22 protein-coding genes are annotated in these 26,852 nt (G+C 39.4%); 9 read left to right on the plus strand and 13 right to left on the minus strand.

Annotated features, from left to right (window positions below):
* The coding region (locus tag L656_RS1000000123005; RefSeq protein ID WP_342626591.1) for a M24 family metallopeptidase at positions 1 to 158 on the plus strand (158 nt) is incomplete at its 5' end.
* 82 nt (positions 159 to 240) lie between these two features.
* Here L656_RS1000000123005 and L656_RS0100525 read toward each other — a convergent pair.
* Entirely contained in the window at positions 241 to 1,116 is an 876-nt protein-coding gene (locus tag L656_RS0100525) for a DMT family transporter (RefSeq protein WP_010553617.1), read from the minus strand.
* Between the two features lie 97 nt (positions 1,117 to 1,213).
* Here L656_RS0100525 and L656_RS0100530 point away from each other — a divergent pair, with 97 nt between their 5' ends.
* Both L656_RS0100530 and L656_RS0100535 read left to right on the plus strand, forming a co-directional pair.
* Positions 1,214 to 2,113 carry a LysR family transcriptional regulator gene (locus L656_RS0100530; protein WP_010553616.1) on the plus strand — a complete coding sequence of 300 codons (900 nt, stop codon included), beginning with the start codon at positions 1,214 to 1,216 and terminating at the stop codon, positions 2,111 to 2,113.
* A gap of 114 nt (positions 2,114 to 2,227) precedes the next feature.
* Positions 2,228 to 3,259, plus strand: coding sequence for a LacI family DNA-binding transcriptional regulator (locus L656_RS0100535; protein ID WP_024597773.1), 1,032 nt, complete (start codon positions 2,228 to 2,230; stop codon positions 3,257 to 3,259).
* A 95-nt stretch (positions 3,260 to 3,354) separates the two neighbouring features.
* On the opposite strand, the gene gtfA is transcribed toward L656_RS0100535, so the two are convergent.
* A complete protein-coding gene (gtfA, locus tag L656_RS0100540) occupies positions 3,355 to 4,827 on the minus strand; it encodes a sucrose phosphorylase (protein ID WP_024597774.1) in 1,473 nt (490 codons plus the stop codon).
* Positions 4,828 to 5,003: 176 nt separating this feature from the next.
* Here gtfA and L656_RS0100545 point away from each other — a divergent pair, with 176 nt between their 5' ends.
* The 3 genes from L656_RS0100545 (at position 5,004) to L656_RS0100555 (ending at position 9,845) form a co-directional block, all read left to right on the plus strand.
* Entirely contained in the window at positions 5,004 to 6,230 is a 1,227-nt protein-coding gene (locus tag L656_RS0100545; RefSeq protein WP_024597775.1) for an MFS transporter, read from the plus strand.
* Positions 6,231 to 6,401: 171 nt separating this feature from the next.
* Positions 6,402 to 8,786, plus strand: a complete 2,385-nt coding sequence (locus tag L656_RS0100550; protein ID WP_024597776.1) for a TonB-dependent receptor — start codon at positions 6,402 to 6,404, stop codon at positions 8,784 to 8,786.
* A gap of 111 nt (positions 8,787 to 8,897) precedes the next feature.
* Positions 8,898 to 9,845, plus strand: a complete 948-nt coding sequence (locus L656_RS0100555; protein WP_024597777.1) for a carbohydrate kinase family protein — start codon at positions 8,898 to 8,900, stop codon at positions 9,843 to 9,845.
* A gap of 44 nt (positions 9,846 to 9,889) precedes the next feature.
* Here the strand turns inward: L656_RS0100555 and L656_RS0100560 are convergent, their stop codons facing one another.
* The 4 genes from L656_RS0100560 to L656_RS0100575 all read right to left on the minus strand — a co-directional run bounded on the left by L656_RS0100560 (position 9,890) and on the right by L656_RS0100575 (position 12,333).
* Entirely contained in the window at positions 9,890 to 10,342 is a 453-nt protein-coding gene (locus L656_RS0100560; RefSeq protein ID WP_024597778.1) for a nuclear transport factor 2 family protein, read from the minus strand.
* Between the two features lie 157 nt (positions 10,343 to 10,499).
* Positions 10,500 to 10,880 carry an STAS/SEC14 domain-containing protein gene (locus L656_RS0100565; RefSeq protein WP_002960091.1) on the minus strand — a complete coding sequence of 127 codons (381 nt, stop codon included), beginning with the start codon at positions 10,878 to 10,880 and terminating at the stop codon, positions 10,500 to 10,502.
* Positions 10,881 to 10,978: 98 nt separating this feature from the next.
* Positions 10,979 to 11,671, minus strand: a complete 693-nt coding sequence (locus tag L656_RS0100570) for a cupin domain-containing protein (RefSeq protein ID WP_024597779.1) — start codon at positions 11,669 to 11,671, stop codon at positions 10,979 to 10,981.
* 41 nt (positions 11,672 to 11,712) lie between these two features.
* Positions 11,713 to 12,333, minus strand: coding sequence for a glutathione S-transferase family protein (locus L656_RS0100575; protein WP_024597780.1), 621 nt, complete (start codon positions 12,331 to 12,333; stop codon positions 11,713 to 11,715).
* 389 nt (positions 12,334 to 12,722) lie between these two features.
* Between L656_RS0100575 and L656_RS0100580 the strand changes: the two genes are divergently transcribed.
* A complete protein-coding gene (locus tag L656_RS0100580) occupies positions 12,723 to 13,241 on the plus strand; it encodes a TetR/AcrR family transcriptional regulator (RefSeq protein WP_024597781.1) in 519 nt (172 codons plus the stop codon).
* A gap of 88 nt (positions 13,242 to 13,329) precedes the next feature.
* Here the strand turns inward: L656_RS0100580 and L656_RS0100585 are convergent, their stop codons facing one another.
* The 5 genes from L656_RS0100585 to L656_RS0100605 form a co-directional block, all read right to left on the minus strand.
* Positions 13,330 to 14,799, minus strand: coding sequence for a carbon starvation CstA family protein (locus L656_RS0100585; protein WP_024597782.1), 1,470 nt, complete (start codon positions 14,797 to 14,799; stop codon positions 13,330 to 13,332).
* 257 nt (positions 14,800 to 15,056) lie between these two features.
* Positions 15,057 to 15,974 carry a carbohydrate kinase family protein gene (locus tag L656_RS0100590; RefSeq protein WP_024597783.1) on the minus strand — a complete coding sequence of 306 codons (918 nt, stop codon included), beginning with the start codon at positions 15,972 to 15,974 and terminating at the stop codon, positions 15,057 to 15,059.
* A gap of 2 nt (positions 15,975 to 15,976) precedes the next feature.
* Entirely contained in the window at positions 15,977 to 17,500 is a 1,524-nt protein-coding gene (locus tag L656_RS0100595; RefSeq protein WP_024597784.1) for a mannitol dehydrogenase family protein, read from the minus strand.
* A gap of 60 nt (positions 17,501 to 17,560) precedes the next feature.
* Entirely contained in the window at positions 17,561 to 19,282 is a 1,722-nt protein-coding gene (locus L656_RS0100600) for a purine-cytosine permease family protein (RefSeq protein WP_024597785.1), read from the minus strand.
* A 281-nt stretch (positions 19,283 to 19,563) separates the two neighbouring features.
* On the minus strand, positions 19,564 to 20,238 hold the full coding sequence (locus L656_RS0100605; RefSeq protein ID WP_024597786.1) for an HAD family hydrolase: 675 nt from the start codon (positions 20,236 to 20,238) through the stop codon (positions 19,564 to 19,566).
* Positions 20,239 to 20,665: 427 nt separating this feature from the next.
* Between L656_RS0100605 and L656_RS0100610 the strand changes: the two genes are divergently transcribed.
* Together L656_RS0100610 and L656_RS0100615 are read left to right on the plus strand one after the other, a co-directional pair.
* Complete coding sequence (locus L656_RS0100610) at positions 20,666 to 22,192, plus strand: catalase (RefSeq protein ID WP_024597787.1); 1,527 nt, start codon at positions 20,666 to 20,668, stop codon at positions 22,190 to 22,192.
* Between the two features lie 134 nt (positions 22,193 to 22,326).
* Positions 22,327 to 22,842, plus strand: coding sequence for an ankyrin repeat domain-containing protein (locus L656_RS0100615; protein WP_024597788.1), 516 nt, complete (start codon positions 22,327 to 22,329; stop codon positions 22,840 to 22,842).
* 72 nt (positions 22,843 to 22,914) lie between these two features.
* On the opposite strand, the gene L656_RS0100620 is transcribed toward L656_RS0100615, so the two are convergent.
* Both L656_RS0100620 and L656_RS0100625 read right to left on the minus strand, forming a co-directional pair.
* Positions 22,915 to 26,070 carry a M1 family aminopeptidase gene (locus L656_RS0100620; protein ID WP_024597789.1) on the minus strand — a complete coding sequence of 1,052 codons (3,156 nt, stop codon included), beginning with the start codon at positions 26,068 to 26,070 and terminating at the stop codon, positions 22,915 to 22,917.
* On the minus strand, positions 26,064 to 26,852 hold a 789-nt coding region (locus tag L656_RS0100625), incomplete at its 5' end, for an ATP-binding cassette domain-containing protein (protein ID WP_024597790.1). The genes L656_RS0100620 and L656_RS0100625, both read right to left, overlap by 7 nt.

The following is a 26,852-nucleotide window of genomic DNA, read 5'->3' on the forward strand; positions in this document are numbered from 1 at the left end:
TAGCCGCTGGCATGTGTTTTAGTAACGAGCCAATGCTGGTTATACCGGATGAATTTGGGGTGCGCTTAGAAGATCATTTTTATATGACCGACAGTGGTGCAAAATGGTTTACCGAGCCTAGCCACAGTATTGACGACCCGTTTGGTTTACAAAGGTAATATAAGCTCTAATTAACTTACATTTGTTTATTTGGCTTAAACGACTATTTACTACTGCGCAGTGCACACCACGCGCAGTAGTTTATTTTGTGAGTTGACGTTTAACCAATCGCTGTTTGTTTTTTTGTACGTTAGCCAACCACACTAAGGGTAAAATAATTAACGATGCGCCAATTATTAAGCCAAGTGTAGGCACTTCACCAAACCAAAATAAACCAACAACGACAGCCGCCACTAAGCCACTATATTCAGCGCTAGCAACTTGGCTCGATTCGATTTTGCTATAAACATACACGCAAATTCCCGCATAAATTAAAATAAACAGTGTAGAGCCAAACGCAGTAATGAGTGCAGCCCAATGCCATGGTTCGTTTTCCCACAGCGCCAAACCTAATCCCACAGGCATACCTACCAAATTGGTAAGTAACAAAGTTTGCATAATACTATGGTGCTTAGGTAACTTACGTATTAGTACATTATTTATTGCCAGTGTAATTGCGACTACAAGTGCAAATATAGCCGCCCAATTAATGTCGGTAGGCTGAATAACAATAAGTACCCCTATAAAGCCAATAACAGCCACAGCTATGCTGCTTTTTGTTAGCTGTTCACGAAATATCATTACTGCTAAAGGCAGCATTAATAAAGGCGCTGCATAAAAAATAGCGTTAGCGGTTGCAAGCGGTAAAGCTTTTAGCGCAAACACCATAAATATAATACCAAATAACCATACATGTCCGCGTACCGCATGCCATTTTAAACCGGCAAATAAATGTTTTTTATTCGCCGACAAACAAAACGGGAGCAAAATTAATACTGCGGTAAGTTGGCGCATAAATACAAACTGAAACGTGGGGCTTTCTGCTGGTAAAGTTTTAATTATAGCGTCAGAAAAAACCGCAATAATATTACCCACCACAAGTAATGTCATGCCTAAGCCAACTGATATTTTTTGCATTGTTACTCCGTGCCCGCAAATTAAAAACGCTAGCATAGAGCAATTCGTTTAATTATGTATAATGATTAAAATACTTTTAGTATGAGTTTAACTAATAATGAAATTACCCCCATTACGTGCTGTTCAGTGTTTTGAATCTGTAGCGCGATTAAATAGTTTTTCTAAAGCAGCAGAACATCTAAATGTGACGCAAAGTGCCGTGAGCCATCAGGTTAAATTACTAGAGCAATATTTAAACGAGCCGCTATTTAACCGCAGTGGCCGTAGCTTTTCGTTAACCGACGCGGGCAATCGTTACTATCAAGAAGTGAGTCATTCATTAACCAGTTTAGCCTCTGCCACACAAAAAATACGTTACGGCGAGCCTGGGCATATTCGTTTAGCACTTTATAGCTCATTAGCTGTAAAGTGGTTAATACCGCGATTAGAAAGCTTTAAACATGACTCGCCAGATATCGACTTAACTTTAAATATGATTGTAGATGAGGCGGATTTTAGCGACCGTGTTGCCGATTGTTTTATTACCACAACGCCACCTAAAGGTGAGTTTGTCAGCTTATTTTTATTTGCAGAAAAGCTTTACCCTGCTTGTGGCAAAGGCATGTGGCAGCAATTAAAAAATCAATCGCTGCCCAATGAATTATGGAAGCACCCGCTTTTGTCGGTGCAGTATGATGAGTCAGAGCAACGTAGCACCAATGACTGGCAGCAATGGTGTAAAAGCGGCGGCTTTGAGCTGCCTAAAAACGTAAGAGTTAATCACTTTAGTCACGTTATACTGGCCGCAGAAGCTGCGCGTTATAATTTAGGTATTACGCTTATTGATGCGTTTTTTATTGCCTCACAGCACGATAACCACTTAGTTAAGTTGCCACTGCATGGAGTTGAAACCGGCTGTAAATTTTATTTTGTATATAAAAAATCGCGAGCAAAACAAACCGATATTATTACCCTAAGCCGCTGGCTAAAAGCCCAGTGGGCCGAGGTTAAAAAATAAAATGAAAGTATTAAGTCATCATACTTCATGCCAGTTTATAGCTATAACTATTATTTGATTTTATACTATCTCTATTAATTTAAGCACAGTCTTTTTAAAGGATAATCATAACTCATGAGAAAACCGGCCCACTGGACCTTAAAAAGTATCGCTCTAGAATTAGGTGTGTCTAATGCTACGGTTTCTAATGCGTTTAATCGCCCTGATCAGCTATCGGCTAAACGCCGAGAAGATATTCTTGCAGCGTGTAAAACTTTGGGCTATTACGGGCCTAATAAGGCCGCGCAATCATTGCGTAATGGCACATTTAATATTGTCGCTTTAGTACTGCCCGATAGTGTGGAATACATGGTGTCGGATCCTGTGGCTAGCAGCTTTATGCGCGGTGTTACTTCGGTGCTTGAAAAAAACGGCATTAATGTTTTATTGTTTTCAGGTAATAGCGATACCCTTAATAACATAGTCGACTTTGTTGATGGTTTTATTTGTTATGGCCGTCCTCGTAATAATGCATTGGTTGAGCAGTTAAAAATAGTGTCTAAACATGTGGTGACTATTGACTTTGATATAGCCCGCAATGCCTCTGTAAATATAAATAATGAGCAAGCCAGTTACGAAATTGCTAGGCACGTTATACATAATCAAAATGATAAAGTCGCTATTTTGGGACTTAGATTACTTGATGAAAACGTATTGTGCCGCGTGTATGAGCATTACGAATTTGAAGCCGGACAATCTATTTCTCATCAACGTTTACGTGGTTATCAACGCGCTTTAAGCGAGGCAAATATTACGGTAGCTGACGATCGTATTTGGAATATACCTGAAAGTAGCGAACGTTTTGCCAATATTGCTGCAAAAGAAGTACTTAGTGCATCACCGCATCCTAACGTTATAATTTGTATGAGTGATTTAATTGCCCTTGCCACAATGCGAGAAGCAATAAAGCAAGGCATAAAAATAGGTGAAGAACTGCGTATTGTGGGCTTTGATGGTATTGATGAAGCAGCCCGGTTTGTACCTCGCCTAACCACTATTCATCAAAACAGCCAAGAAAAAGGCGTTATAGCCGCTGAATTATTTATTTCTAAAGAAGAAAAAACTCAGGAAGTCAGTTACGAATTAGAGATTGGTGCGAGTAGTTAGCTTACAAGCCTTGTAATTGTTTTATGTATTAAAAAGCCAAGCTTAAGTAGCTTGGCTTTTGTTTTACATGGCGTTTATAAATTACTTTTACAGCATTAAGCTAAAAATGAATTTAAGTTAATCGTTGTTTCTTCATCACCGTTTAGCTGCGTAATCAGTGCATGGCGTAATTTAAAATCAACAGTAAGTGAAATAGTTTGCTCACCTAGTTGCCACGATAAACAACACATACTGCCTTCACCTTGGGCACTAAATTCACCTGCAAACGCGGGGTGTGAATTGCGAATTTTAATTAATTCAATTAAACCTTTTACTACAGGCTTATTTAAGGCTTTGTCGATTATATTTGCATCTAAATATGGGCGGTTAATATCACGGCCAACATTTGTATTAGCTAATAGCTCCATGTCGTTTTCGCAAGCAAATAAGCCGCCGTAATATACTTGTGGTACACCTGGAGCAAAAAATTGAATTGCACGCGACAGTAAGTAATCAAAGTCTTTAGCGCCTAATGCGTTGTAGTACGTACAGTTAACTTGATATAAGTCGACATTACTCGCCGCAGCGCCCGTAGCTTGGCGGCTTTGGTTGTTACTGTTGGCGTGCATTGTTTCTACTAGGTTATCAATCTGCTGTGCATTTAATAGCCCTGGCTTGTCGCCCATTGGACCTGCGTCAATAATGCCAATACCGTCGTGTGTATCAAGTACGGTTAAGCAATTGCGTGGCGAAATTTGTAACCATTTGAGCAGTGCATCTACATCGTTGTTAAATAAGCTGTGTAAAATAAGTGGTGGTAACGCAAAGTCGTAAACCATATTTACACGTTTTGCCACTTCTACCTGAGTTTGATAATGGCTATGTATTTCTGCAATGGTTTCCATGCCTAAATCGTTTGCTTGCTTAGATAAGTTATCTAGGTAACCAAATGTTTCATCAAGCATAAAGCAATTAGTGCCCGCTTGCTTAATGGCGTAGCCCGCCGCATCTAAACGAATAATATTTACATTGTTAGCCGAAAATTTAGTAAGTACGTTATTTAAATACGCAACACCGGCTTCTGCTTTTACGTTTATATCGATTTGATTGTCGGTAAAAGTGGTCCAAAAATCATACGTTTGGCCGTCGCCACAATGCATTGGCGTAAAACAGCTACCTGGGCGTGGGCGGTAAATTGCTTTTTGCTCAGCTTCGCTCATACCATTTGGAAATACATCTTCTTTGGTTAAAAATAAATCCCAAAATTCTGATTGCTTACCTTTAGCTAATACATCTTGAAACTGAAAAGACTGCGCCGATACATGGTTAACAATTAGGTCTGCCATTAAGTCGAGATCTTTACCTAATACTTGTATGTCTTCCCAAGTACCTATTCTAGAATCAACTTCACTATGATCAATAGGGTCAAAGCCAGCATCGCTGCCATCAATAGGATTGTAAAATGGCAATAAGTGCACACCACCAAATACGCCTTTTAAAGGGCCGTTTAAAAGTGTAGTTAGCGCGCCTATATTTTGGCCAGTGATTCGATCAGCGTATGTGATCAATTGAACTTTATTCTTCATCATTGTGTGATTACCATGTTGAAACTTAATCGATTAAGATATATCTTTAACTAGCGAGTAAGAATTTACAAGTAATTTTTAATAATTTTACATACAAATTTCGTGGCTCACGTAATACTACAGTAAGCAACTGACTGACTTACGAAGTGTTAATAGAGAATTTAACGAGGAATAAACACATGACAAAATCACACACACACGTAAGCAGCGACCCACTGCAACAAATACGCTGGCTTACATACATGATGTTTTTTATGTTTGCCATGACCTCTGACGCAGTCGGCATGATAATCCCCGAACTTATAAAAGATTTCGGTTTGAGCATGACTCAAGCTAGTGCATTTCATTACGCTCCCATGGCATTAATAGCCTTTAGTGGCTTATTTTTAGGCTTTTTAGCTGACAGCCTTGGTCGTAAAAAAACCATTATGCTAGGTTTATTAATATTTTCTGCGAGTTGTTTTTTATTTGCATTTAGCACCAGTTTTACTTTCTTTTTAGTATTGCTTTGCTGCATAGGCTTGGCCATTGGTTTATTTAAAACCGGCGCACTGGCATTGCTTGGCGATATTTCGCATAGTAACGACGACCACACTAAAACCATGAACAAGGTTGAGGGCTTTTTTGGCATTGGCGCTATTGTAGGCCCTGCCCTAGTTGGTGTTTTATTAGTGCAAAACGTAAGTTGGACATACCTGTATATTACTGCGGGCGTAATGTGTTTAATTCTTGCTTTATTAGCATGGCGCGCAGACTACCCTGACGTAGTAAAAACAACTGAAAAGCCAGCCTCTTTGGCCACCACCCTAAAAATGGTAAAAAACCCCTATGCACTTGGCTTTTCTTTGGCTATTGCACTTTATGTAGCGACTGAAGTGGCTATTTATGTATGGATGCCAACGCTATTAAAGGACTACACAGGCTCTTGGCCGCTCCTTGCAACTTATGCACTTACTATATTTTTTATACTACGTGCTGCAGGTCGTTTTATTGCCGTATGGTTACTAAACCGTTATAGCTGGCAAGGTGTTATGGCTTATTTAAGCTTAGGTATTGCGCTTTGTTATGTGGGCACACTTATTGGGGGGGTTGATTGGGCTGTAGGGTTATTACCTCTTTCAGGTTTATTTATGTCTATGGTTTATCCAACTTTAAACTCTAAAGGTATATCGTGTTTTCCTGCTGAGCGCCATGGAGCCGTAGCCGGCGTTATATTATTTTTCACCGCATTATCAGCTGCTTTAGCTCCTTTATTTATGGGTATGATCAGCGATTACTTTGGCCATGTGCGCTATGGCTTTTACTTAGCAACAGGGTTTGCCGTGATTTTATTTGTAGCTATGTTGTTCAATTATTTACGCGACCCATCAATGAGTGCTTTACAAGAAAGTAACCCAACAGCTTAATAAACTTGTATCTCAATACAATAAAAAACACTTTTAAAATCAACATATGAATAATAAAAGAGCAAATTAAACACAAAATGATTTGCTTATTGTAAAATATTTGTTATTTTTACTTAATCGATTAAGTAAAAATAACAAATCCTATTGGGATCAACACAACGAGGCGTTCACATGACAACACACCACACACCTTTATATTTAATCAGTGCTTTGGCACTTGCTGTAAGCCAAGGCGTTCATGCACAAGATGAGCAAGAAACCAAAGTCCAAGCCAACAAGGGCCTTGAAACAATTGTTGTTACCGGTGTACCTCGCCGAACAACCATTATGGCGTCGAGTTCATCAGTAAGCAGTTTATCGCTTGAACAAGTAGAGGTGTCTACACCTCGCTCAACGGCTGAAGCATTTAGAATTATTCCGGGTGTTCGCGCCGAATCAACTGGCGGCGAAGGTAATGCAAATATTGCTGTTCGTGGCCTGCCAGTTGCTTCAGGCGGTGCAAAATTTTTACAATTACAAGAAGATGGTTTACCTGTACTGCAATACGGTGATATCGCTTTTGGTAATTCAGATATTTTTATGCGATTAGATAACACTGTGCAAACTATCGAATCGATTCGTGGTGGTTCAGCATCTACTGCAGCAAGTAATGCACCTGGTGGCATTATTAACTTTATCTCTAAAAATGGCGAAAACGAATCTGGCAGTGTATCTACAACACTTGGCTTAGATTACGACAGCGTTCGTACAGACTTTGAATACGGCACTTACTTAACCGATAGCGTGCGTTTTCATGTTGGTGGCTTTGTTCGACAAGGCGAAGGCCCACGCGAAACAGGTTACACGTCTAATAAAGGTGGCCAAATAAAAGCTAACCTTACTAAAGATTTCGACAACGGTTACGTGCGCCTTTATTACAAACACTTAGACGATAAGAGTGTTGGCTACCTTCCTATGCCAATGTACTCAAATGGTGACTCTATTGATGGCTTTGATGCACAATCAGACACACCTCATTCAGCGTTATTTACTAAAACAGTACGCTTAAATGGTGAAAACCAAATCAGTAGCGGCGATATCCGCGATGGTATGAATCCAAAGGTTGATTCTGTTGGTTTTGAAGCTGTATTTGATTTAGATAACGATTGGCGTATCGAAAACCGTTTTCGTAAATCATCAATAAGCGGCAACTTTAATTCACCTTTCACAGAACAAGTAGGTAGTGCAACATCAATAGCAGAAAGCATTGGTGGCGCAGGTGCAACCTTGAGTAACGCGAACACCGGTGAAGCGTTTAACGATGGTTTAGCAATGAAGATGGTGACATTTGATGTCACAATGAATGACTTTGGATCTATAGTTAATGACTTTAAATTAACTAAATCGTTCGACGATGATACCAGTCTTACATTTGGTTACTATGCATCTACGCAAAACATTGCGATGTCGTGGTTATGGAACTCTTACGTAATGGAGCTCAAGGGTGACAATGCTGCATTATTAAATGTAACAGGTGCCGATGGCACTGAGTTATCTGAAAACGGTTTATACGCTTACAGTGCATTTGGTAACTGCTGCCAACGTGATTACGATACGGAATACGATACACGCGCCCCTTACGTAGCATTTTCTACTAAGCTAGGTGATGTCAGTATTGATGCTAGTGCTCGCTACGATAGCGGTGAAGCTCGCGGAACATACGCAGGTGCAGTGACTTCAACAGTAGATATGAACCGCGACGGTGAAATATCAATCCCTGAGCAAAACGTTGCAGGTATTGATAATGCAAACGCAAGTCCAGTAAATTATGACTGGAACTATTCTTCTTATTCAATTGGTGCTAATTATCAAATTGACCCAAGCCTTGCTACGTTTGCACGTATTAGTAAAGGTGGTCGTGCAAATGCTGACCGTCTTTTATTTGGTAAAGTACGCGCCGACGGCTCTGTTGCAAAAGAAGACGCTGTTGATGAAGTAAACCAGTTTGAGTTTGGTGTTAAGAAGCGCTTTGATTCGTTATCAGTATTTGCTACTGCGTTTTTTGCCGAAACTGAAGAGCAAAACTTTGAAGCAACATCACAAACATTTTTTGACCGTGAATACGAAGCAAAAGGGATTGAAATAGAATCTACTTACTTTATTGATGCATGGGATTTTCGCGGTAATTTAACCTGGACCGATGCAGAAATAGCAAAAGATGCGCTTAACCCAGATGTTGTAGGTAATACGCCACGTCGTCAAGCCGATTTAATTTACTCATTAATGGCACGTTACAACTATGAAAAAGGCGCTGCAGGGGTAAGTTTCATTGGTACTACCGATGCGTACGCTCAAGATAATAACGACTTGCAATTTGACGGCTACACACAGGTAAATGGCTTTGTAAGCTATGATTTATCTGAAAACCTTAATATTGCGCTTAATGTGAACAACCTATTTGATACAGTAGGTATTACAGAAGCAGAAGAAGGCTCAGTACCTGAAAACAACATTATTCGTGCCCGTGCTATTAACGGCCGCACAACGTCGGTAACTTTAAAATACGCTTTTAACTAAATGTGTATTGCGCTGCGGTGAGTAGTCACTGTAGCGCCTTTTAAAGTATGAATAATTAACACCCTTCACGTTTTTTAGCCTAGCCTTGCTAGGCTTTTTAGGATATTCCAAATGACCAAACTTCTGTGCTTAGGCGAGCTATTAATTGATATGCTGCCACAAGATGCGAATAACTCTGCCTATTTACCTATACCAGGTGGCGCACCTGCCAATGTAGCTGTTGGCTATGCAAAACTCGGAGGTGAAGCTGCATTTTGTGGTGGTAGAGGGGACGATCATTTTGCCAATCAATTAAGTAATGCATTAGCGCAATACAATGTAAATACAGACTATTTATTTACCATTGCAGGCTCACAAACCGCTATGGTTATAGTAACCCTTGATGAAACCGGCGAGCGTAGTTTTGGCTTTTATCGCCATAACACAGCCGATGTACTATTAACGCAGGCGCATTTAGCGCATATAAATTGGCAAGAAATAAGCACACTACACTTTTGTTCAAACACATTAACCGAATCAGCAATTGCTAACACAACGGTTAAAGCGCTAGAACTTGCAAAAGCGAATAATAAGCTCGTCAGTTTTGATGTAAATTTACGCTACAGCTTGTGGGAAAACACAAGTGATATAGCAAGCAATGTAAAAGCTTGTTACACCTATTGTGACATAGTAAAACTCTCGCGTGATGAGCTTAATTTTTTAGCTCAGCATAGCGATACAACGAGCGATGATTACATTCAAGCGCTATTAAATACCGGAGTAAAACTGGTGTTTTTAACCGATGGGCCAGAGCCTGCCAAGGTTTACCACAGCGCATTTACACTTAACGAATCGGCACCAAAAATAAACGCCGTAGATACAACAAGCGCGGGCGATGCATTTATAGCGGGGGTTTTATACTACTTAAATAACTTGGGAAGTGATTTACCACTAGCAGATAAACTAAATGATAAAGCGAGCGTAAAAGACGCCCTGCACTTTGCTCTTAAATGTGGCTCTAAAGCGTGTTTAGCTAAAGGGGCATTTCCGGCGTTACCTGTACTGGCTGATGTAATTTAAATGATTAAAGCCCCATATTACAGGGCTTTGAATTAGAGTTAGATCTATTGCTTTATAAAGGTGACACCTTTAGGTATTTCATCTTGGGGTAACCGAGTAGAGTGCATTTGCGATAACAACCATTTATCGCCCACTTTTGATACAACAACGCTTTCTAACCAATAAATATCAATACTTCTTTGAGTGTTTTTAATATTGGCTTTATTCCAGTAATTAATAAATGCAACATCACCCACTACACGCGAATTTATAACACTAAAATAATTAGTTCTTATAAAGTCAGAAGGCTTAACTACATTTATAAAGTCATTAATAGTCCACACTTCACCGTGTTCTAAAAGTAGAAATGAATCATCAACGGCTGCACGCATTTGCGAGTGATCAACGTTAGAAACAGCTAAAAAAAGATCGCTAACCGGCGTGAATATGTTGTTATCTTTTGCATGTATTGATGTAGAAAATATCAGGAATGTAATAAAGGTAAGTACTTGTTTCATTGTTTTTATAATATGTAATTTGCTCAATAATAATGAGTGTATTTTAATAGAGCAGTATTAACAATTGAAATAAAGCGAATGTAACTACTTAATAACGTTACCCATAGAGCAAAAAAGCACTCTATAAGAGTGCTTTAATTTAAGTTTTTAAACCAGGCTATTCGTCTAGCCAATCTATGGCTGCGGTAGCATTTTCAAAGTATTGAACCTCACCCGATATAAACCAGTTACCTATTTTTGCCATTCGAGCTTGCCACTCTTTATTACCGTAAATAGCTACTTTTTTAAATTCTTTAGAGTGCTTAACACCTAACTTTAAGTCATCCCACGCTGCGCGTAGTTCCCAACCTTCAAGTTCGCTACCATCTATTAAGGCGTTCACGACTGGATGCTTAACTTCGCCAAGAGCTGAATTTATCATTGGGGTAATTATTTTGTAGTCGTCGTGAGTAAGCGTACCAACGGCTTTAAGTTTTAAAAAAAACTCTCTTCCTGCACGTTCAAGACCAATCGATAAACCATGTGTTGTGTGTACCATTACTGCTCTCCTTAAATAGGCTGAGCGGTAAAAGTACACCTTCTAAAATTAATTAGTCCTGAACTAAATCAATAAATAATCTCAAATAAACGACTGATTTACGCATTTTGTACGCGAGATATCTGGTTTTCTACATTAGTTAAATGGCCCGTTTTAAGCCATACTTTTGCGCCATTACTTCCCGCCTTAACGTTAATGGAGCTATTAATAGGCACTCTTAACCAACTGTTTTTTACAAAGGTATCGGCTTGCTCATCAAATGAACCTTCAAGTACTAGCAGTTCTGCTCCACCTTTTGCGTTTATAACCATGCTGGCGTTGGGCTTAAAGTGCAACAAGCTTACGTCTTCAAAGTCGTCTTTGTACAAAGGGGTTACAGCTACATTTTTAAAACTAGGGTGCGCCGTACTTTGCATCAAGTCCGTTTGTAAACGCACGTGGGTTCTATCACCTGGCTGAAACTGCCATAACTTTACAAATATAACGCAGCCATTTTCAGACCCCGGTTTGTGCTTTGATTGCGGTGGATTACGGATATAAGAACCTGCCACAAAGTCACCGTGCTCATCTTGAAATACCCCTTCAAGTACAACAAACTCCTCACCGCCGGTGTGTACATGCGGCGAGAATTCACTGCCAGGTGCATAACGAACAATGGTCGTGGCGCGAGCAACTTCGTCGCCCACACGGTCCAGTGCTCGTCTATCAACGCCCGCCATTGGCGATGCAACCCACGGGAGCGTTTCGCTGTGTACAACAACTCGTTTACTAAAATCGGCAGCAATTTTCATATTTGGCTCCTAACCATAACTCCACTTAAACTTTAAACTAATTACGCCGCAACACTTGGGCGTTTTGCTACTTTTTCTTGCCATGCTAATAAATGAGTTAACTCATTCGGGATTGCTATTTGTGCAAATCCAGCAAATACCAGCCCAGCATACAATGTAATATCAGCAATACTAAACTGCTCACCAGCAACAAACGCCGACTGCGCTAGTACATCATTAAAATAGCTAAACCCTTGGCGTGCTTTTTCACCTTGTTTTTCACCCCAAGCCACATTTTGATACGTTTCAAGCTCTGGACCTAAGCCATCAGTTGCATGATGAAAGTAAGTTGCCACAGCGTCAAGCACCATAGACTCTGCACGCTTTTGCATCATGTTAATTACTGCTCGCTCTTTTGCGGTTTCACCCATTAATGACGGGCCTTCAAATGCGGTATCAATATACTCGGTAATAGCGGTACTTTCTGATATAAACGTGCCGTCATCTAGCTCTAATACGGGCACACCTGCTAGTGGATTCTTAGCTAAGAAGGCTTCTGTTCTGTGCTCACCATTTAATAAATCAACAGGTACAAACTCAACATTTGAAGTGGCATTTTTTTCAGCTAAAGCGATACGAACACGAAGTGGATTTGGAAAGTTTTCTACATCATAAATTTTCATAGCAATCTCTATCTTTATTGTTTAAAAGTGAATTAGTGGCAGAAACCTACCTATCGATAGGTAATTTATAATATTAAACTAAATTTAAGTCAACGTTTAAATTTTTCTGATGTATAGGATTTAACTTAATTCATTGTAAAATTAGGGGGTTGCTTAAAAATAAAATCGCTTGTAAATAACTACCTACTGGTCGATAATTTTACTATACCAATTGCATTAAATAGGTGACCTATTATTACGCTAAGAAAATAGCGCAATAACAAGGCGAAAATTATGACATATAGTTGTTCTATATGAGTAATTTTTAACGCAGTTAGTAAGTTATTTAATGCGATAGAATGATCATGTTTTAATAAAATTGGTATTGCTACGGATAGGAAATATTAAAAATGAGTAAAAAAGAAGCTTTATTAAAAGCAGCTGAAAACAAGGTACGCCTTGGCGGGTACAGCAATTTTAGTTTTAGAGAGCTTGCCAGCGAAGTTGGAATTAAAAGCGCCAGTGTGCACTATCACTTTCCGACTAAGGCCGATTTAGGTGCAGAGCTTGCTCATCAATATACAAATTCTTTTTTAGCTGCGTTAGGCGAGCCAAGCGAGCTTAAAGCCAGCGGTAAAAATCCTATTGATGTGTACACTCAGCTTTTTAGAAGTGCTTTAGTTACCGACCGAAAAATGTGTTTATGTGGGTTACTAGGAGCCGAAAGCGATAGCCTTCCAGATAAAGTACGCCTTGAAGTAAAACGCTTTTTTAATCAAAACCTAACATGGCTTAGCGCTGCGCACCTAGCTAATGGTGAGCTTAACCCTACTAAAGCGGCTATTCAAACAGTGAGCTTGCTTGAGGGCGCTATGATGATAAGCAAAACGCTCGACGATAACAGTTACTTTGAACTTGCAACTCAGTAATACCTAAATTTAGTGCACAAAAAAAAGCGAGCTATTGATTATGAATAGCTCGCTTTTTTAATGCTTGAAATAACTTATGTGATTATTATTAAACCGCTGTTGGTTTAACTTTATGCTTAGAGTGCACAATTGCTAAAACAATTAAGCCAATCACTGTCACTACAGCGCCAATAGGTTTACCTAAATCGCTTGATAAGTTAAGACCAATTGCTGCAGTGCCAATATAAGAAACCGTTACCGCTGTTGCTATAACAGCAGGAACACTCGCAATCCAGTGGAATGCTCCACGGTCAAACAAGTACTTAGTGGCAAGCCATAATACGCTTGTAGAAAGCAGCATGTTTGAAAATGCAAAGTAGCGCCAAATTAACGAGAAATCGAGTTTCGTCATAAAGTATGCAATAGCAAGTATAGGTACCGCTACCAATAAGCGGTTACGTAAACTTTGCGGAATATTAAACGCATCAACAACGGTTAAACGTAGTGAGCGGAACGCTGTATCGCCAGAAGTAATCGGGAAAACGGCTACTGCAATAATTGCCATTATACCGCCAAATACACCTAAGTAACTGTTAGCTACATGGTTTACAACTAAACCTGGACCACCTTGATCAAGCAATGCTTTTAAGCCAGCGTAACCATCTGGGAACGCTGCAATACCTGCAAGTGCCCATACACAACCAACAATACCTTCACACATCATAGCGCCGTAATAAACTGGGCGTACGTATTTTTCGTTAGTTAAACAGCGCGCAATAATTGGCGCTTGAGTAGAGTGAAAACCACTAATAGCACCACAGGTAATTGTTATAAATAGCAATGGCCACGTTGGTAACCCATCTGGGTTTGGTTCTAAAAAGTCATGTGCGTGGTCAGCTTCAAAGTAAGCTAAAAAGTCACTTGGAACAGGCAAGTGCGGCGCATTAATAAGTAATGAAATAGCAATTGCCACTGTCATTACAATCATTAGCGCACCAAAAATTGGGTAAAACTTTGTTATTATTTTATCAATTGGTAGCAAGGTAGCTAAAAAGTAATACGCTAAAATAGCAAGTACCCAAAAGGTGTTATTTGCCAGTATTGTACCTTCAAAAAAATCAAGGTTACTTAACAAACCTGCAGGGCTCATAATAAATACTACACCTACAAAAAACAGTAGCATGGCAGTAAATATAAGCATAAAGCCTTTAAATACCACATTGTAATAATGGCCTGCGATTTCTGGTAAGCTTTTACCATCTTCTTTTATACTCATTACACCTGAGAAGAAGTCGTGTACAGCACCACCTAAAACATTACCAAGTACAATCCATACCAATGCAACAGGTCCGTATAAAGCACCTAAAATTGGGCCAAATATTGGACCTACGCCTGCTATGTTTAAAAACTGAATTAAAAATGCTCTTACAGGATGAATAGCTACGTAATCAACACCTTCGCTAAAGCGTTTTTGTGGTGTATCAACGGTTGAATCCAAGCCTGCTTGCTTTTCAACAAATGGGCTATAAAACTTATAGCCCAGTATTAAAATGGTAAGGCAGATAAAAAAGATGATCATAAAGCACGTTTCTCTTTTTGTATGTGTGTTATAGAGCGCATGTGTGTCGCCCCGCCTGTTCAATCCGTGAATAATCGACGATTTTATCAAAGCGTCATAACCCTAACAATAAGACGTTTAGCTAATACAATAATCGATATAAGTCACTATTTACGCAACATGCACACTTAACACTCACTTATCGCCTACGTCTTATTTTAGGCACAAAAAAAGCGGTTAAACTTTTACGTATAACCGCTTTCACACACAATGTTTTTTTAAAGTGGGTTCATAAACTCACTAATTTGTTGATGCGTTAAAGTAGGTGTTGCACCAGAGCTTTCGGCGACCATAGCGCCAACAGCACATGCAAAGTCAACGGCATATTGCGCGTCGTCGTTGCTACAAAGCTGATATATTAACGAACCTAAAAACGAATCCCCTGCGCCAACAGTATCAATTACGCTAATTAAATAACCTGAATTATAAAAATTCTCGCCTTTGATTGTTAATAAAGCACCGTGGCTACCTTTGGTAACACATAAGTAATCGGTATTTGTTTGCTGTGCAATAAACGCTAAATTTTGTTCAAGCGAATGAAACTTACAACCCATCGCTTTTGCTATTTCGTATAGCTCTTCATCATTTAATTTAATAAAGTCTGCTTTATTCATTAAATCTACAAGTGTTTCTAGCTTGTAATGCGGTGCACGCAGGTTTACGTCAAACACTTTGAAGTTTGCTACATCAACTAATTGATTTAATGTTGCTAAAGACGCTTCGCTTCGCCCAATTAAGCTGCCAAATACAAATACATCGCTACTTTTAACTTTACTAAGTAACTCATCTGCAAGCGCTATATTATCCCACGCAGTGTCTGCAACTATTTCATAACTTGCAGAACCTCCACTGTCGAGTGTTACCTCAACCGTGCTAGTTTTTTTATCACTATTGATAGCAATGTATTCGCAGCTTACGCCTTTGCTAGTAATTTCGCCTAGTAGCTCAGCGCCTAACTCGTCGTTACCAACAGCGCTGATCATATCGGCTTTAATGCCTAGTGAGTTAATACGCACACACATATTAAGTGGCGCGCCACCTAAGCGTTTACCTGAATCAAAACAATCCCACAGCACTTCGCCAAAACAGCTAACACTTACGGTTTCACTTGATTTATGATTAATTAAAATGCTCATAATTAGTTACTCTTTTGATCAAGTACAGCCTGCATAATGGCTTTAATTTTACTATTAGGTGCATACAACGCAGCAATCGACTTTTTATATTCAGCAGTAAATGCTTCGTTATGCTCAAGCTTACCAAACAAGCTCGTTAACTTTAAAAATGCAGTCGGGCTAGTTTGAGTCTCTTGAGCGTAAGAATTAAGCTCTTTGTGCATCGCATCTTGAATTTCAAGCTTTTCGCCGTTTTCACTTAAACCTTTATCGCTGTATAAGCACCAAGTAGCAATAACAAGCGTTGCCAGTGACACATCTCGACCTTGTACTAGGTTTTCGTTAATTGTGGCAATTAAAAACTTAGGCAATTTAGCTGAGCTTTCACTGCAAATACGCGCTAGGCTGTCTTTAATATTAGGATTAGCAAAACGCTCTATTAACGTATCTTTGTAGCTTTCAAGGTCAATGCCTTCAAGTGGTTCAAGATTTGGCGTTACTTCTTTATCCATAAAAGCACGTAGGTATGTGGCAAATAATTCATCAGATACCGTTTCGTCAATAGTGCCGTAGCCATGGATTGAACCTAATAAACCAAGTACAGAATGCCCTGCATTAAGTAAACGTATTTTCATGGTTTCATAAGGCGTTACATCAGTAACAAACTGTGCACCAACAACATCCCAATTTGGACGAGAGTCACTAAATGTGTCCTCTATTACCCATTGTGTAAACGACTCACAAGTAATTGGCCACTCGTCGCTAACACCATATGCATCAACCACGTAATCAATATCACTCTTTTTAGATACCGGTGTAATACGGTCAACCATCGCATTTGGAAACGATACGTTTTGCTCAATCCACTCACTTAGGTTTTTGTCTTGCTCTGTAGCAAAGGCTAAAAGCATTTTGCGTGTTACGTTACCGTTGTGCTGAATGTTATCGCACGACTGCACTGTAAATGCGCCTAAACCTTGCTCTTTACGCAGTTTTAACGCAGCAGTAATGTAACCAAACGCTGTAATTGGGTCGTTCGGGTTATTAATGTCGTTAATAATATCTGGATTACTGTAATCAAACTCACCCGTTGCAGGGTTAAAGTTGTAGCCGCCTTCGGTAATAGTAAGCGACACAATTTTAGTATCGCTGTGCGCTAACTTATTAATTACCGCTTGTTTGTCCTCTGGAGCAAACAAAAAGTCGATCATTGAACCAATTACTTTGTTATCTATTGTACCGTCTGGGTGTCTAACAGTAAGCGTATAAAGGTAATCTTGCTGCTTTAAAATATCACGCAGACCACGGTTACCCTCTAAAAGACCAACACCACATATGCCCCATTGCTCAGAGCCTGGGGTTTTTAAAAGCTCGTTAACATATACCGCTTGATGAGCACGATGAAAACCGCCCACGCCAATATGAACAATACCGGCTTTAACTGCGCTACGGTCGTAGGTTGGTGTATCAACATGGCTTGGTAGTTGAGCCAAGCTTTGTTGGTTTAGCCCTGTAACTAGAGCGTCAGTGTGTTGATGTTGCGTCATGGTGCGACCTTACTAAACAAAAATAAAATATAAATTACGATACTGTATTACGATAAGTAATTACGATGCTGTATTGAGTACTTTATGGCGTTTTAACGACCAGTACGCAGTAACAAAATAAATAACAGTACAAATAAAACAGGCTATTTCGAACTGCGATTTATTAGCGCTGTACATACTCATAGTTTCACTGAAAAACATTACCTGGCTGGCAAATATAAAAATAATAATCAGTGAAACCGTAGAAACTGCATTAAGTACTTTGGTAAATACAGAGCTATCAATTACTGGCTTTGGAATGTCTTTCGCTTCAGCAGCTTGATACTCTTTAATATCACGTTGCTCTTGCTCTTCTGCTGCAATCTCTTGTGTGTAATCTTCATCGGCTCCGTATTTTTTAGCTAATAGCGTGTAAATAACGATTGTGAAAATCCACGTAGGAATAAACAAGTAGTAAAACGACATTACATCAATAGCGTTTAAACCAAAGCCAAACACAAGCGCTAACGCCCAAGATGCTATAGCCGGTACGCTGCGGGTAATATTTTTATATTTAGCCCAGTAACGAGTTAAGCCAATTTTAGGAAATAACACATGCTCAGCAAATACAATACCGCCTACTGGAACAACTAATAAGCCTGCGTAGGTAAGTAGCGGAAGCATTTGTGAAAATACAAACGGGAAACACGCAATAATTACGGTTACAACACCCACAATAGCGGTGGTGCGTTCACGTGATTGATTAACAAATATAGATTGCGCTGCAAGGCCTGCGCGGTAAAGGTTTGCGTTAGCTGTAGTCCAACCGGCAATAATTACAATAACAAAACCAGTCCAACCTAATGCATGGTATGCAACATCGCCCGGATCAAGTGATGAAATAGTTGTTTTAAGTAATACCGCAACACCTGCGCCCATAATACCGGCAGAGATCCACGCTAAGTAATGACCAAAAAACATGCCCACACCAGAAAATAAGCCATAGCTTTTGCGTTTAGCAAATCTAAAAATAGCCATGTCGATTAAACCAAAGTGAGTAATTGAGTTAGCAGCCCATGCAAAGCCAATCACTTCTAATAGGCCAATGCCTTTTTCACCATCGGCATTGGTGCCCGTCCATATGGAGGAGTCGCCTATGGTCATAAAGTCGCTAAAGCTAGTTAAAGAAGTAGAACCTAATACGTGATTTGAAAGTTCAGGGAATAACGCGAACGAACCTGCAATAAATATAACAAATAGCCACGGCGCACACAGTTTCGAAAAGTCAGCAACCGTAGAAAAGCCATACATAGCAACAAACACAACAATAGAGCCAACAGCTAAAACAATGGCTACAAACCAAAAGCTATTTGGATACCAATCAAGTTGCGCTGGTATATCAAACAAAAACCGCACGGCGGTGGAGGATACCGTGATCATCGCGGCCGATATAACACTAAAAATAACCACGTTAGCCCAGTTATAGAGCTTGGTCATAGAGTTACCAGCAATTTTGTTTAAGTAGTTATATAAACTTAAGCGGGTTTCTACTGCAATGGGTGCAGTAATTAGCCACCAAGAACACATTGCTAACAGGTTACCTATTAATAAACCCAGTAGAATGTCGATGGTTGAAGCGCCTAATGCAACAAACGTTGCGCCAATAACAAATTCAGTAGCCGCAACATGTTCGCCGGCATATAGCCCTGCAAAATGTTTCCAGCCGTGAAGCTTATTATTAGCAACAGGAAGTTGCTCTTCGTTTACATCTTTAAATGTTTGTGTGTGTGGACTCGTTGCCATGGTATTTCCTATTGTTAACAGCAAAGTATTTGATACCAATCTGCATAACTATTTGAATAATTTAACAAGTTAAATCACTCTATATTTAAGCAGATTGGCATAGTACCTACATACTTTGCCTTTTATAATTTGGTTTATAAACGCATGATGTTTTGCCGTGTTTTGTTTTATTTTTTAGTAAAGCAAAACCATCTACATTTATATTTTGCGTTTGCTTGCCTGTCAGTGAGTAAGGCGAGCAAATCGCGTTTAAAACTTTGTGTATTTAAAAAGCTGAATGTTTACTGCTTTTTAAGTGCAGGGTATGCACTAAAAAAATCTTGCCAATGCGTTAAATGATCAACATTTGGGTAAGCACTGCGCACATGATTAACAGAGCCTTGCATATGTTGCCCACCGCTGTAATGCAGCACTTGCATGTTGGCATCAATTCCTGCATTTACGCCTGCTTTACTGTCTTCAATCACTAAACAATGCGCTGGCTTTACACCCATTTGTTTAGCTGCATGTAAAAATAAATCGGGTGCTGGTTTACCACGCTTAACTTCGCTGCTGGTAAAAACCGTATCGCTAAAGTACTTACTTAAACTCACTACGCTCAACGCTTTTGCGGTGCGTGCTGGGCTGCTGCTAGTGGCTATACAAATAGGCACAGCTAAATTGTTAAGTACGTCGTTTATACCGTCGGTCGTGGTTAGCCCTGTTTCAAATTCGTTTAACAGTGCTTCGCGGTAGTCACCTTCAAAGCTTTCAGGAAGAGTGACATTAAATGCATCCGCTATTTTTTGGCTTACTGTTTTAAAGTTGCAGCCTAAAAAGTGTTGCTGTACATAAGCACGGTCAATCTCAACGCCTTTTTCAACAAGCATATTAATGAGTACTTGTGCGCTTAAAATTTCGCTATCAATAACAACGCCATCACAATCAAATATCACCAGCTCAATGTTAGTATTCATCTTGTCACCTTATTAAAACTGTTTGGTTTAGCTAATTTAAGTATAACGAGTTAAGCGCGATTAATATTGTGCAACTTTTTAATGCAACTCAGCAATGAGCATAAGCCCAGCGATTGAGCATATTCCCTTTATTGCACGAATATGTCAACACACTGTAAGTATAAAACGCACCATCTTGGTGAAAATACGCTCAGATAAAACTAAAAACCCTTGTATTTAATCAACTTTATAAAAGCATATTGCGACCAAGGTCGTAGTAAAAAAATTTCGTTAACGTAAAAAGCGCACCTGTTAAATCATTTCATCTATTTTACAAATCACATCAATCTAATTAATCAGTTTTACCGAAGTTAATAAAATCAATACTATCGTTAACAGATTAACAGCCTGCACCACTGCCGGCACTTTTAAATAGATGAGGTCGACAATGAATACTCAAATAAACAAAACAAAATTAACACTAACTGCACTGGCACTTGCAATGGCATTACCGGCTAGCGCAGCAACAACACTTACTAAAGATAACGGCGCAGCTGTTGGCGACAACCAAAATTCAATTACAGCTGGCGAACGTGGCAGTGTATTACTAGAAGACGTGCAACTAATTCAAAAACTACAACGCTTTGCACGTGAGCGTATTCCTGAGCGTGTTGTGCATGCTCGTGGTACTGGCGCACACGGTGTGTTTGTAGCATCAAAAGAGCTAGACGATTTAACAATTGCAGCACCGTTTGCACAAGCAGGTAAAGAAACAGACGTATTTGTTCGCTTTTCATCAGTAATCCACTCTAAAGGTAGCCCAGAAACACTGCGCGACCCACGTGGCTTTGCAACTAAGTTTTACACAGATCAAGGTAACTGGGATTTAGTAGGTAATAACTTACCGGTGTTCTTTATTCGCGATGCAATTAAATTTCCAGACATGGTTCACTCTTTAAAACCATCTCCGGTTGATAACATTCAAGATCCTAACCGCGTATTTGACTTTTTCTCGCACGAACCAGGCTCTACACAAATGCTAACGTGGGTTTACAGCGACTACGGAACACCAGCAAGTCTTCGTAAAATGGACGGTTGGGGTGTACATGCATACAAAATGATTAATAAATCGGGTGATGTTAAATACGTTAAGTTTCATTGGGTAAGCCAACAAGGTATTGATAACCTTGATTCTAAAGAAGTAGCTAAAGTACAAAGCCAAAACTTTCAGCATTTAACACAAGATTTATACACTGAAATAAACAAAGGCAATTTCCCTAAATGGGATCTGTACATTAAAACGCTTGATCCATCACAACTTGATGACTTTGATTACAACCCATTAGATGCAACAAAAATGTGGCTAGACATTAAAGAAACTAAAGTAGGAACAATGACGTTAAACCGTATGCCAACTAACTTCTTCCAATCTACGGAACAAGTAGCAATGGCACCGGCAAACATTATTCCTGGTATTGAGCCATCAGAAGATCGTTTATTACAAGGTCGTATGTTTTCATACGCTGATACACAAATGTACCGCCTAGGTGCTAACCACCAGCAATTGCCAATCAACCGTGCAAAAGTTGACGTAGTTAACTACAACCAAGACGGCGCAATGAATATTGGTAACACAACAAGCAATGTGAACTACCAGCCAAGCCAAGAAAACGTAGCTGAAAACCCAATTGCACGCAGAAGTAATACAGAGCTAAAAGGCTACGTACAACAAGCAGCGATTAAAAAGCAGCAAAACTTCGCGCAAGCAGGTGTTATATACCGTGGTTTTAGCAAGCAAGAACGTACAAACCTAATTAATAACCTAGCAGGCGATTTAGGCAAAGTGCAAAACAGCAGTGTTAAACACAAAATGCTTAGTCACTTTTACAAAGCTGATACTGAATACGGTACCCGTTTAACTAAAGCTGTAAACGGCGATATTAAAATGGTTAAACAACTAGCAGCTAACTTGTAAGTAGCTAGTTGAAGGTAGTTAGTTGTAAGTAAGCAGTTGTAAAAATTAGTCCCAACTAAGCAAGCAGCTATATAAACAACCACAATTATGAGGAAGGGATAAACCCCTTCCTCTTTTTATAAGAGGCAATTGTTATGCGTAATTTATTAATTATAGTCGCTCTACTGCTGAGCTTTACCAGTAGCGTTTACGCTCAAAATACTCCCAATACACAAACGTCTAGTACGCAAGCTGAAAACAAAAACTCTGCAAAAACTCAATACGACAGCTTATTTGCTTATTATTTTGCCGCAGCACGTACCAACGACACCGCTGTAATAGAGCAATTTGTAGATGCCGGTATTCCTATCGACAGCTACAACAATAAAGGCTACACCGCGTTAATGATTGCCACTTATCACGGTAATAAAGACACGGTTAACACGCTTTTACACTTAGGTGCTAATGCCTGCATGGAAGACAACCGAGGCAACACTGCACTTATGGCTGCTATATTCAGAGGTGAATTTAGTATTGCTAAAACACTCGTATCACTTGATTGCGACAACGCGCATCAAAACAAAGCCGGCCAAACAGCCGAGCAATTTGCACAAACTTTTGGTCAACAAAAAGTTATAGAGTTACTAGCACAGGTAAATAATGGAAAATAATCTGCACGCAACAAAAAGCCCTAAAATAATAGGGCTTTTGATTTACTAAATATATGTTCAAATTAAACGTACTTACTCTAAAAACAGTGTGTTTATTAAGCTTTCTTGTTCTTTCCCAGCTTCATGTTTTAATGCTCGTATAAAATCCATAGAATTGGCGGGACTGTTTGGATAAGCATGATTTTTCCAAACCAACTTGAGCGCATTAATAATGGGTTTATCCCCAATCGCAGCGCGTAGCTTAGCAAATACAATGGTTGCTCGCGAATATTGGTCAAAGCTTTGTGTAGCATCAACTAAGGCTGATCGCTCCTTTATGTTCATCAACATACTTTGCTCATAGCGTGTTGTTTCATACTCAACCAGCGCTTGCATGGTCGCTTTCCCATAACGCTGCTCTATAACAACAAGCTCAATATACTTTGCCATAGACTCCACTAAAAAAGCGCTATCTGAAAATACTCCATTACCAATATCATGGCCAAACCATTGATGCGAAGTTTCGTGAACTGCACGGCGATAGCGTTGATCAAAGCCTGCATTAGCACTTGGCTTTGATCTAAAACCAACACTGTCTTCAATAAGTATAAGTTGCGGCAGGGCATAACCTGTTCCACCAAATTTAGGCGAGCCTATTAAGCTCAATTGTTTTGCTCTATATGGGCTTATATTATTAAGCCATTTTATTGTGTCGCCCATTGCACTGAGCTTTACGGCTATAGACTCCGCTCGTGCAGGCTCGCTTTTGTCTTTAGCAAACACGTTTAACATCACGCCGTTTTGCTGCTTGGTAACAGGGGAATAAGGCACCGTCACCCAAGCTGGGATTGCATTTATGGGTGTACGAGTCTCAAAATGAAATATTTCGCGGTCATCTTTGCTGGTACGTGATATTTCCTCTCCTTGGGTTATAACCTGATAACCCCTTGTTGTACTCACTTTACTTGACATAGTAAGCCACTGGTAATGAGTGCTTGCTTTCGCCGTTTTAGCAAATAGCTTCGTGGGTCTAATAGCCTGTTTTACTTTAAGTGCGTGTTGCTGACGAAGTATAGGATCGGTTAATTCATAATTATCTTGATAGCCAACAGTCGGCAATAAAGGCACTGATCGTATATAGCTAAATTCAGGGGTTATTATCTGATGGCCTCTCACTGGCCAAAGCTTAGCTTGATGAACATCAAACCGTGTAACTAGTTTACGTATTTCTCCTGGCTGCATTTCATTCTCAAACTTAAACACAGCTTGATTAAGCAAGGGAAAGCTTTTAGCCCTTTGCGCGCCATCGATTTCAATATCGGCCCATGTATAAAAACCAGAGCGCCCAACCAATATCTCTTTAATAGAATCTTGATGGGTGTTTTTTAAGGTATATATTAAGGAAAAATGAGCTTGCTGCTGATGCGGATAAAAGTCTACATTAGCATCAATGTGCACAATGTTTGGCTGTGCTACATTGCGCCATTGTGAGAATGCTTTTTCGTATTGTGCTTTAAATGCCTCGCGTTTATGCGAGTTGGTTAAAGGCTTCTCCTCAACCAGTCTTAAATGTAATTGAGTAAATAGTGCCACAGTGATAAGTAAAGGAATAAGTAACCAAAAATGTTTAACCCCCATTACTCTTCGGCTCAACCCGGCACCTCGGTGATTAAAAATCCCCGTAATTATAACTAAGCTTATACACGCAACTAACCAAACTGATATATAAGGCCAATAACTACTTATACTTGCACGATAACCCCAAAAGTTATCAGGTGCCTGCAAAGGCGTCCAACCAACACTCCACAATGTATGCGTAAGACCAAGATAAGTCATTATCGGTGTAAATTTGATCAGTAAAATAACAGCAATTAGCAAACCCGCAATAAGCTGCGAACGACACAAATTAAATACACACAAAAATACACACGCAATAATGGCAAGCACAATTGCCATCAAAAATAAAATGGTTAAATGTACTTCAAATTGATATGCACTGTGTAAAAACCACTGAGCTGCACTTGCCCCTAATAAGCTCATTGTTAAAAAAACCAATATCATAGTACCTAGGACCAATAACTGACTGTTTAAAAAGTAATATGTTTTGAGCGGTGTGGCAGCGATCAGCTCAGCTATATTATAGTATTTAGCGAAACAGCTTACTTGCCAGCTCCACAAAGCCATTAATAAAGTGCCAAACAACAATTGCATATCAAATGCATAATAGCTAATTGCATCAAGGCTTGTGGTGCTCATAATACTCATTGGTTCAACATAACCAGATGACGAGGCAACACTATTAAAAACCATCACCGGCCAAACAAAAATAATCAGTAAAGTAACAGGGTGTGAAACCAAATTAACCAGCGTAATTTTGTATAAACTGGCCATCATCAAAAATGGTTTTTGCGTGACTCTCGCAGTTTTATATTCAGCGGGTTCTAACGTGTTGTAACGAACGCATTCGTTATTATTTTTACCTTTTTGACTCTTTAATAATGTGTTTTTTTTATTTTTACTAAAAGTAATATAAAAAATACCAACAGCAAGCATACTCACAACAACGCGATTAATAGCAAATGAAGCTCCTAATGAATTGGTTAAACTGTTTATTACGGCGGTGTATGCAAAAGGGTCAAGCCAAACAAATAATGTATAAAAGCGATTGCTTATGATACTACTTCCAGCAAGCATTGGATTTCCGGTAATACTTGCAAGCATTATGTAGCCTATCCACAACACCGCAAAAACAACATAATTGGGTAATGAAGTCGTTGATTTATGGCAAACAAAAAAGGCAACAACAACTAAAAAGCAGCTATTTGGTAACAACACTAAAAAGCTATTAAATACAGTAAAAGAAACCATATTTGATATATAGCCAAATTGCCTTACATGCATGTATATCATTACTAAATCGCTAATTAAGCTAATAATAAAAACCAAGCAAATCAGTGAGCATACTCTTGCTAAACTGCGCTTAAATAAGCTAGTTTGCGTAGCATAAATAAGCTCCTGCATTGACGCGTGCTGATCTCGTAAAAATATAACGGGCGCCAATACTCCTACAAGCACAGGTAACTGCATCATTTGTAGCATTGTAATATTTAACTTAAATTGTTTTAACGAATCAACTTCAACTGTTGCAAGCCCAGAGGACAACATAACCGAAAATATTAAAGGAATAATAATGCACAGCCAAACAAGTGGTTGGCGCACTGCATATCGCCACTCATTAAAAATTAACATGTTTGACTTCCTTTATTGAGTGCAAAAAAGTACTTGTCTTGAAGCGTAGCGGGCGAGTTTATTGCATTTTGTGCAGGCGCTGTGTCTGCATAGACACGAAATGACGCTCTACCATAGCGATGGCTCTTACTTAATACATGCTGATTCGGTATGCCCGTAGGTAAACTTTCGAGCTGCCAAATCTTACCTTCTAAAGGAACTAGTAACTCTTTTACGTCACCGCTTTGTATGAGTGCTCCTTGATCTATAATGGCCACGTAGTGACATAAATTTTCTACATCTTCAACAATATGGGTCGATAACAATACCAACCTATTTTGACTAATACTAACGAGTAAATTATTTAAACTTTCTCGTTCCACAGGATCAAGCCCAGCAGTGGGTTCATCCATAATAATTAGTTTTGGGTTACCTAACAAAGCCTGAGCCACGCCAAAACGCTGCTTCATTCCTCCCGAAAAATTAACGACCTTTTTATTAGCAAACTGAGTCAAATTGGTTAGTTCAAGTAAGCTATTAATTTGGTTTTTGCGTGCATTACCATCTATGCCTTTTAATACGGCAATATGCTCAAGTAACGCCCGACAACTCATATTGGGATACACGCCAAAATATTGTGGTAGATAACCTAGCTGCGATCTAAGCGCATCTGGTTGGCTGATAACATCAAGGCCATTAAAATTAATATGCCCGGAGTCGGCATTTTGTAAACACGCGAGTGTGCGCATAAGTGTTGATTTACCCGCCCCATTTGGGCCAAGTAGACCGACCATACCGGCGGG

The sequence above is a fragment of the Pseudoalteromonas sp. TAE56 genome, from assembly GCF_000497955.1.
Classification (GTDB): Bacteria; Pseudomonadota; Gammaproteobacteria; order Enterobacterales; family Alteromonadaceae; genus Pseudoalteromonas.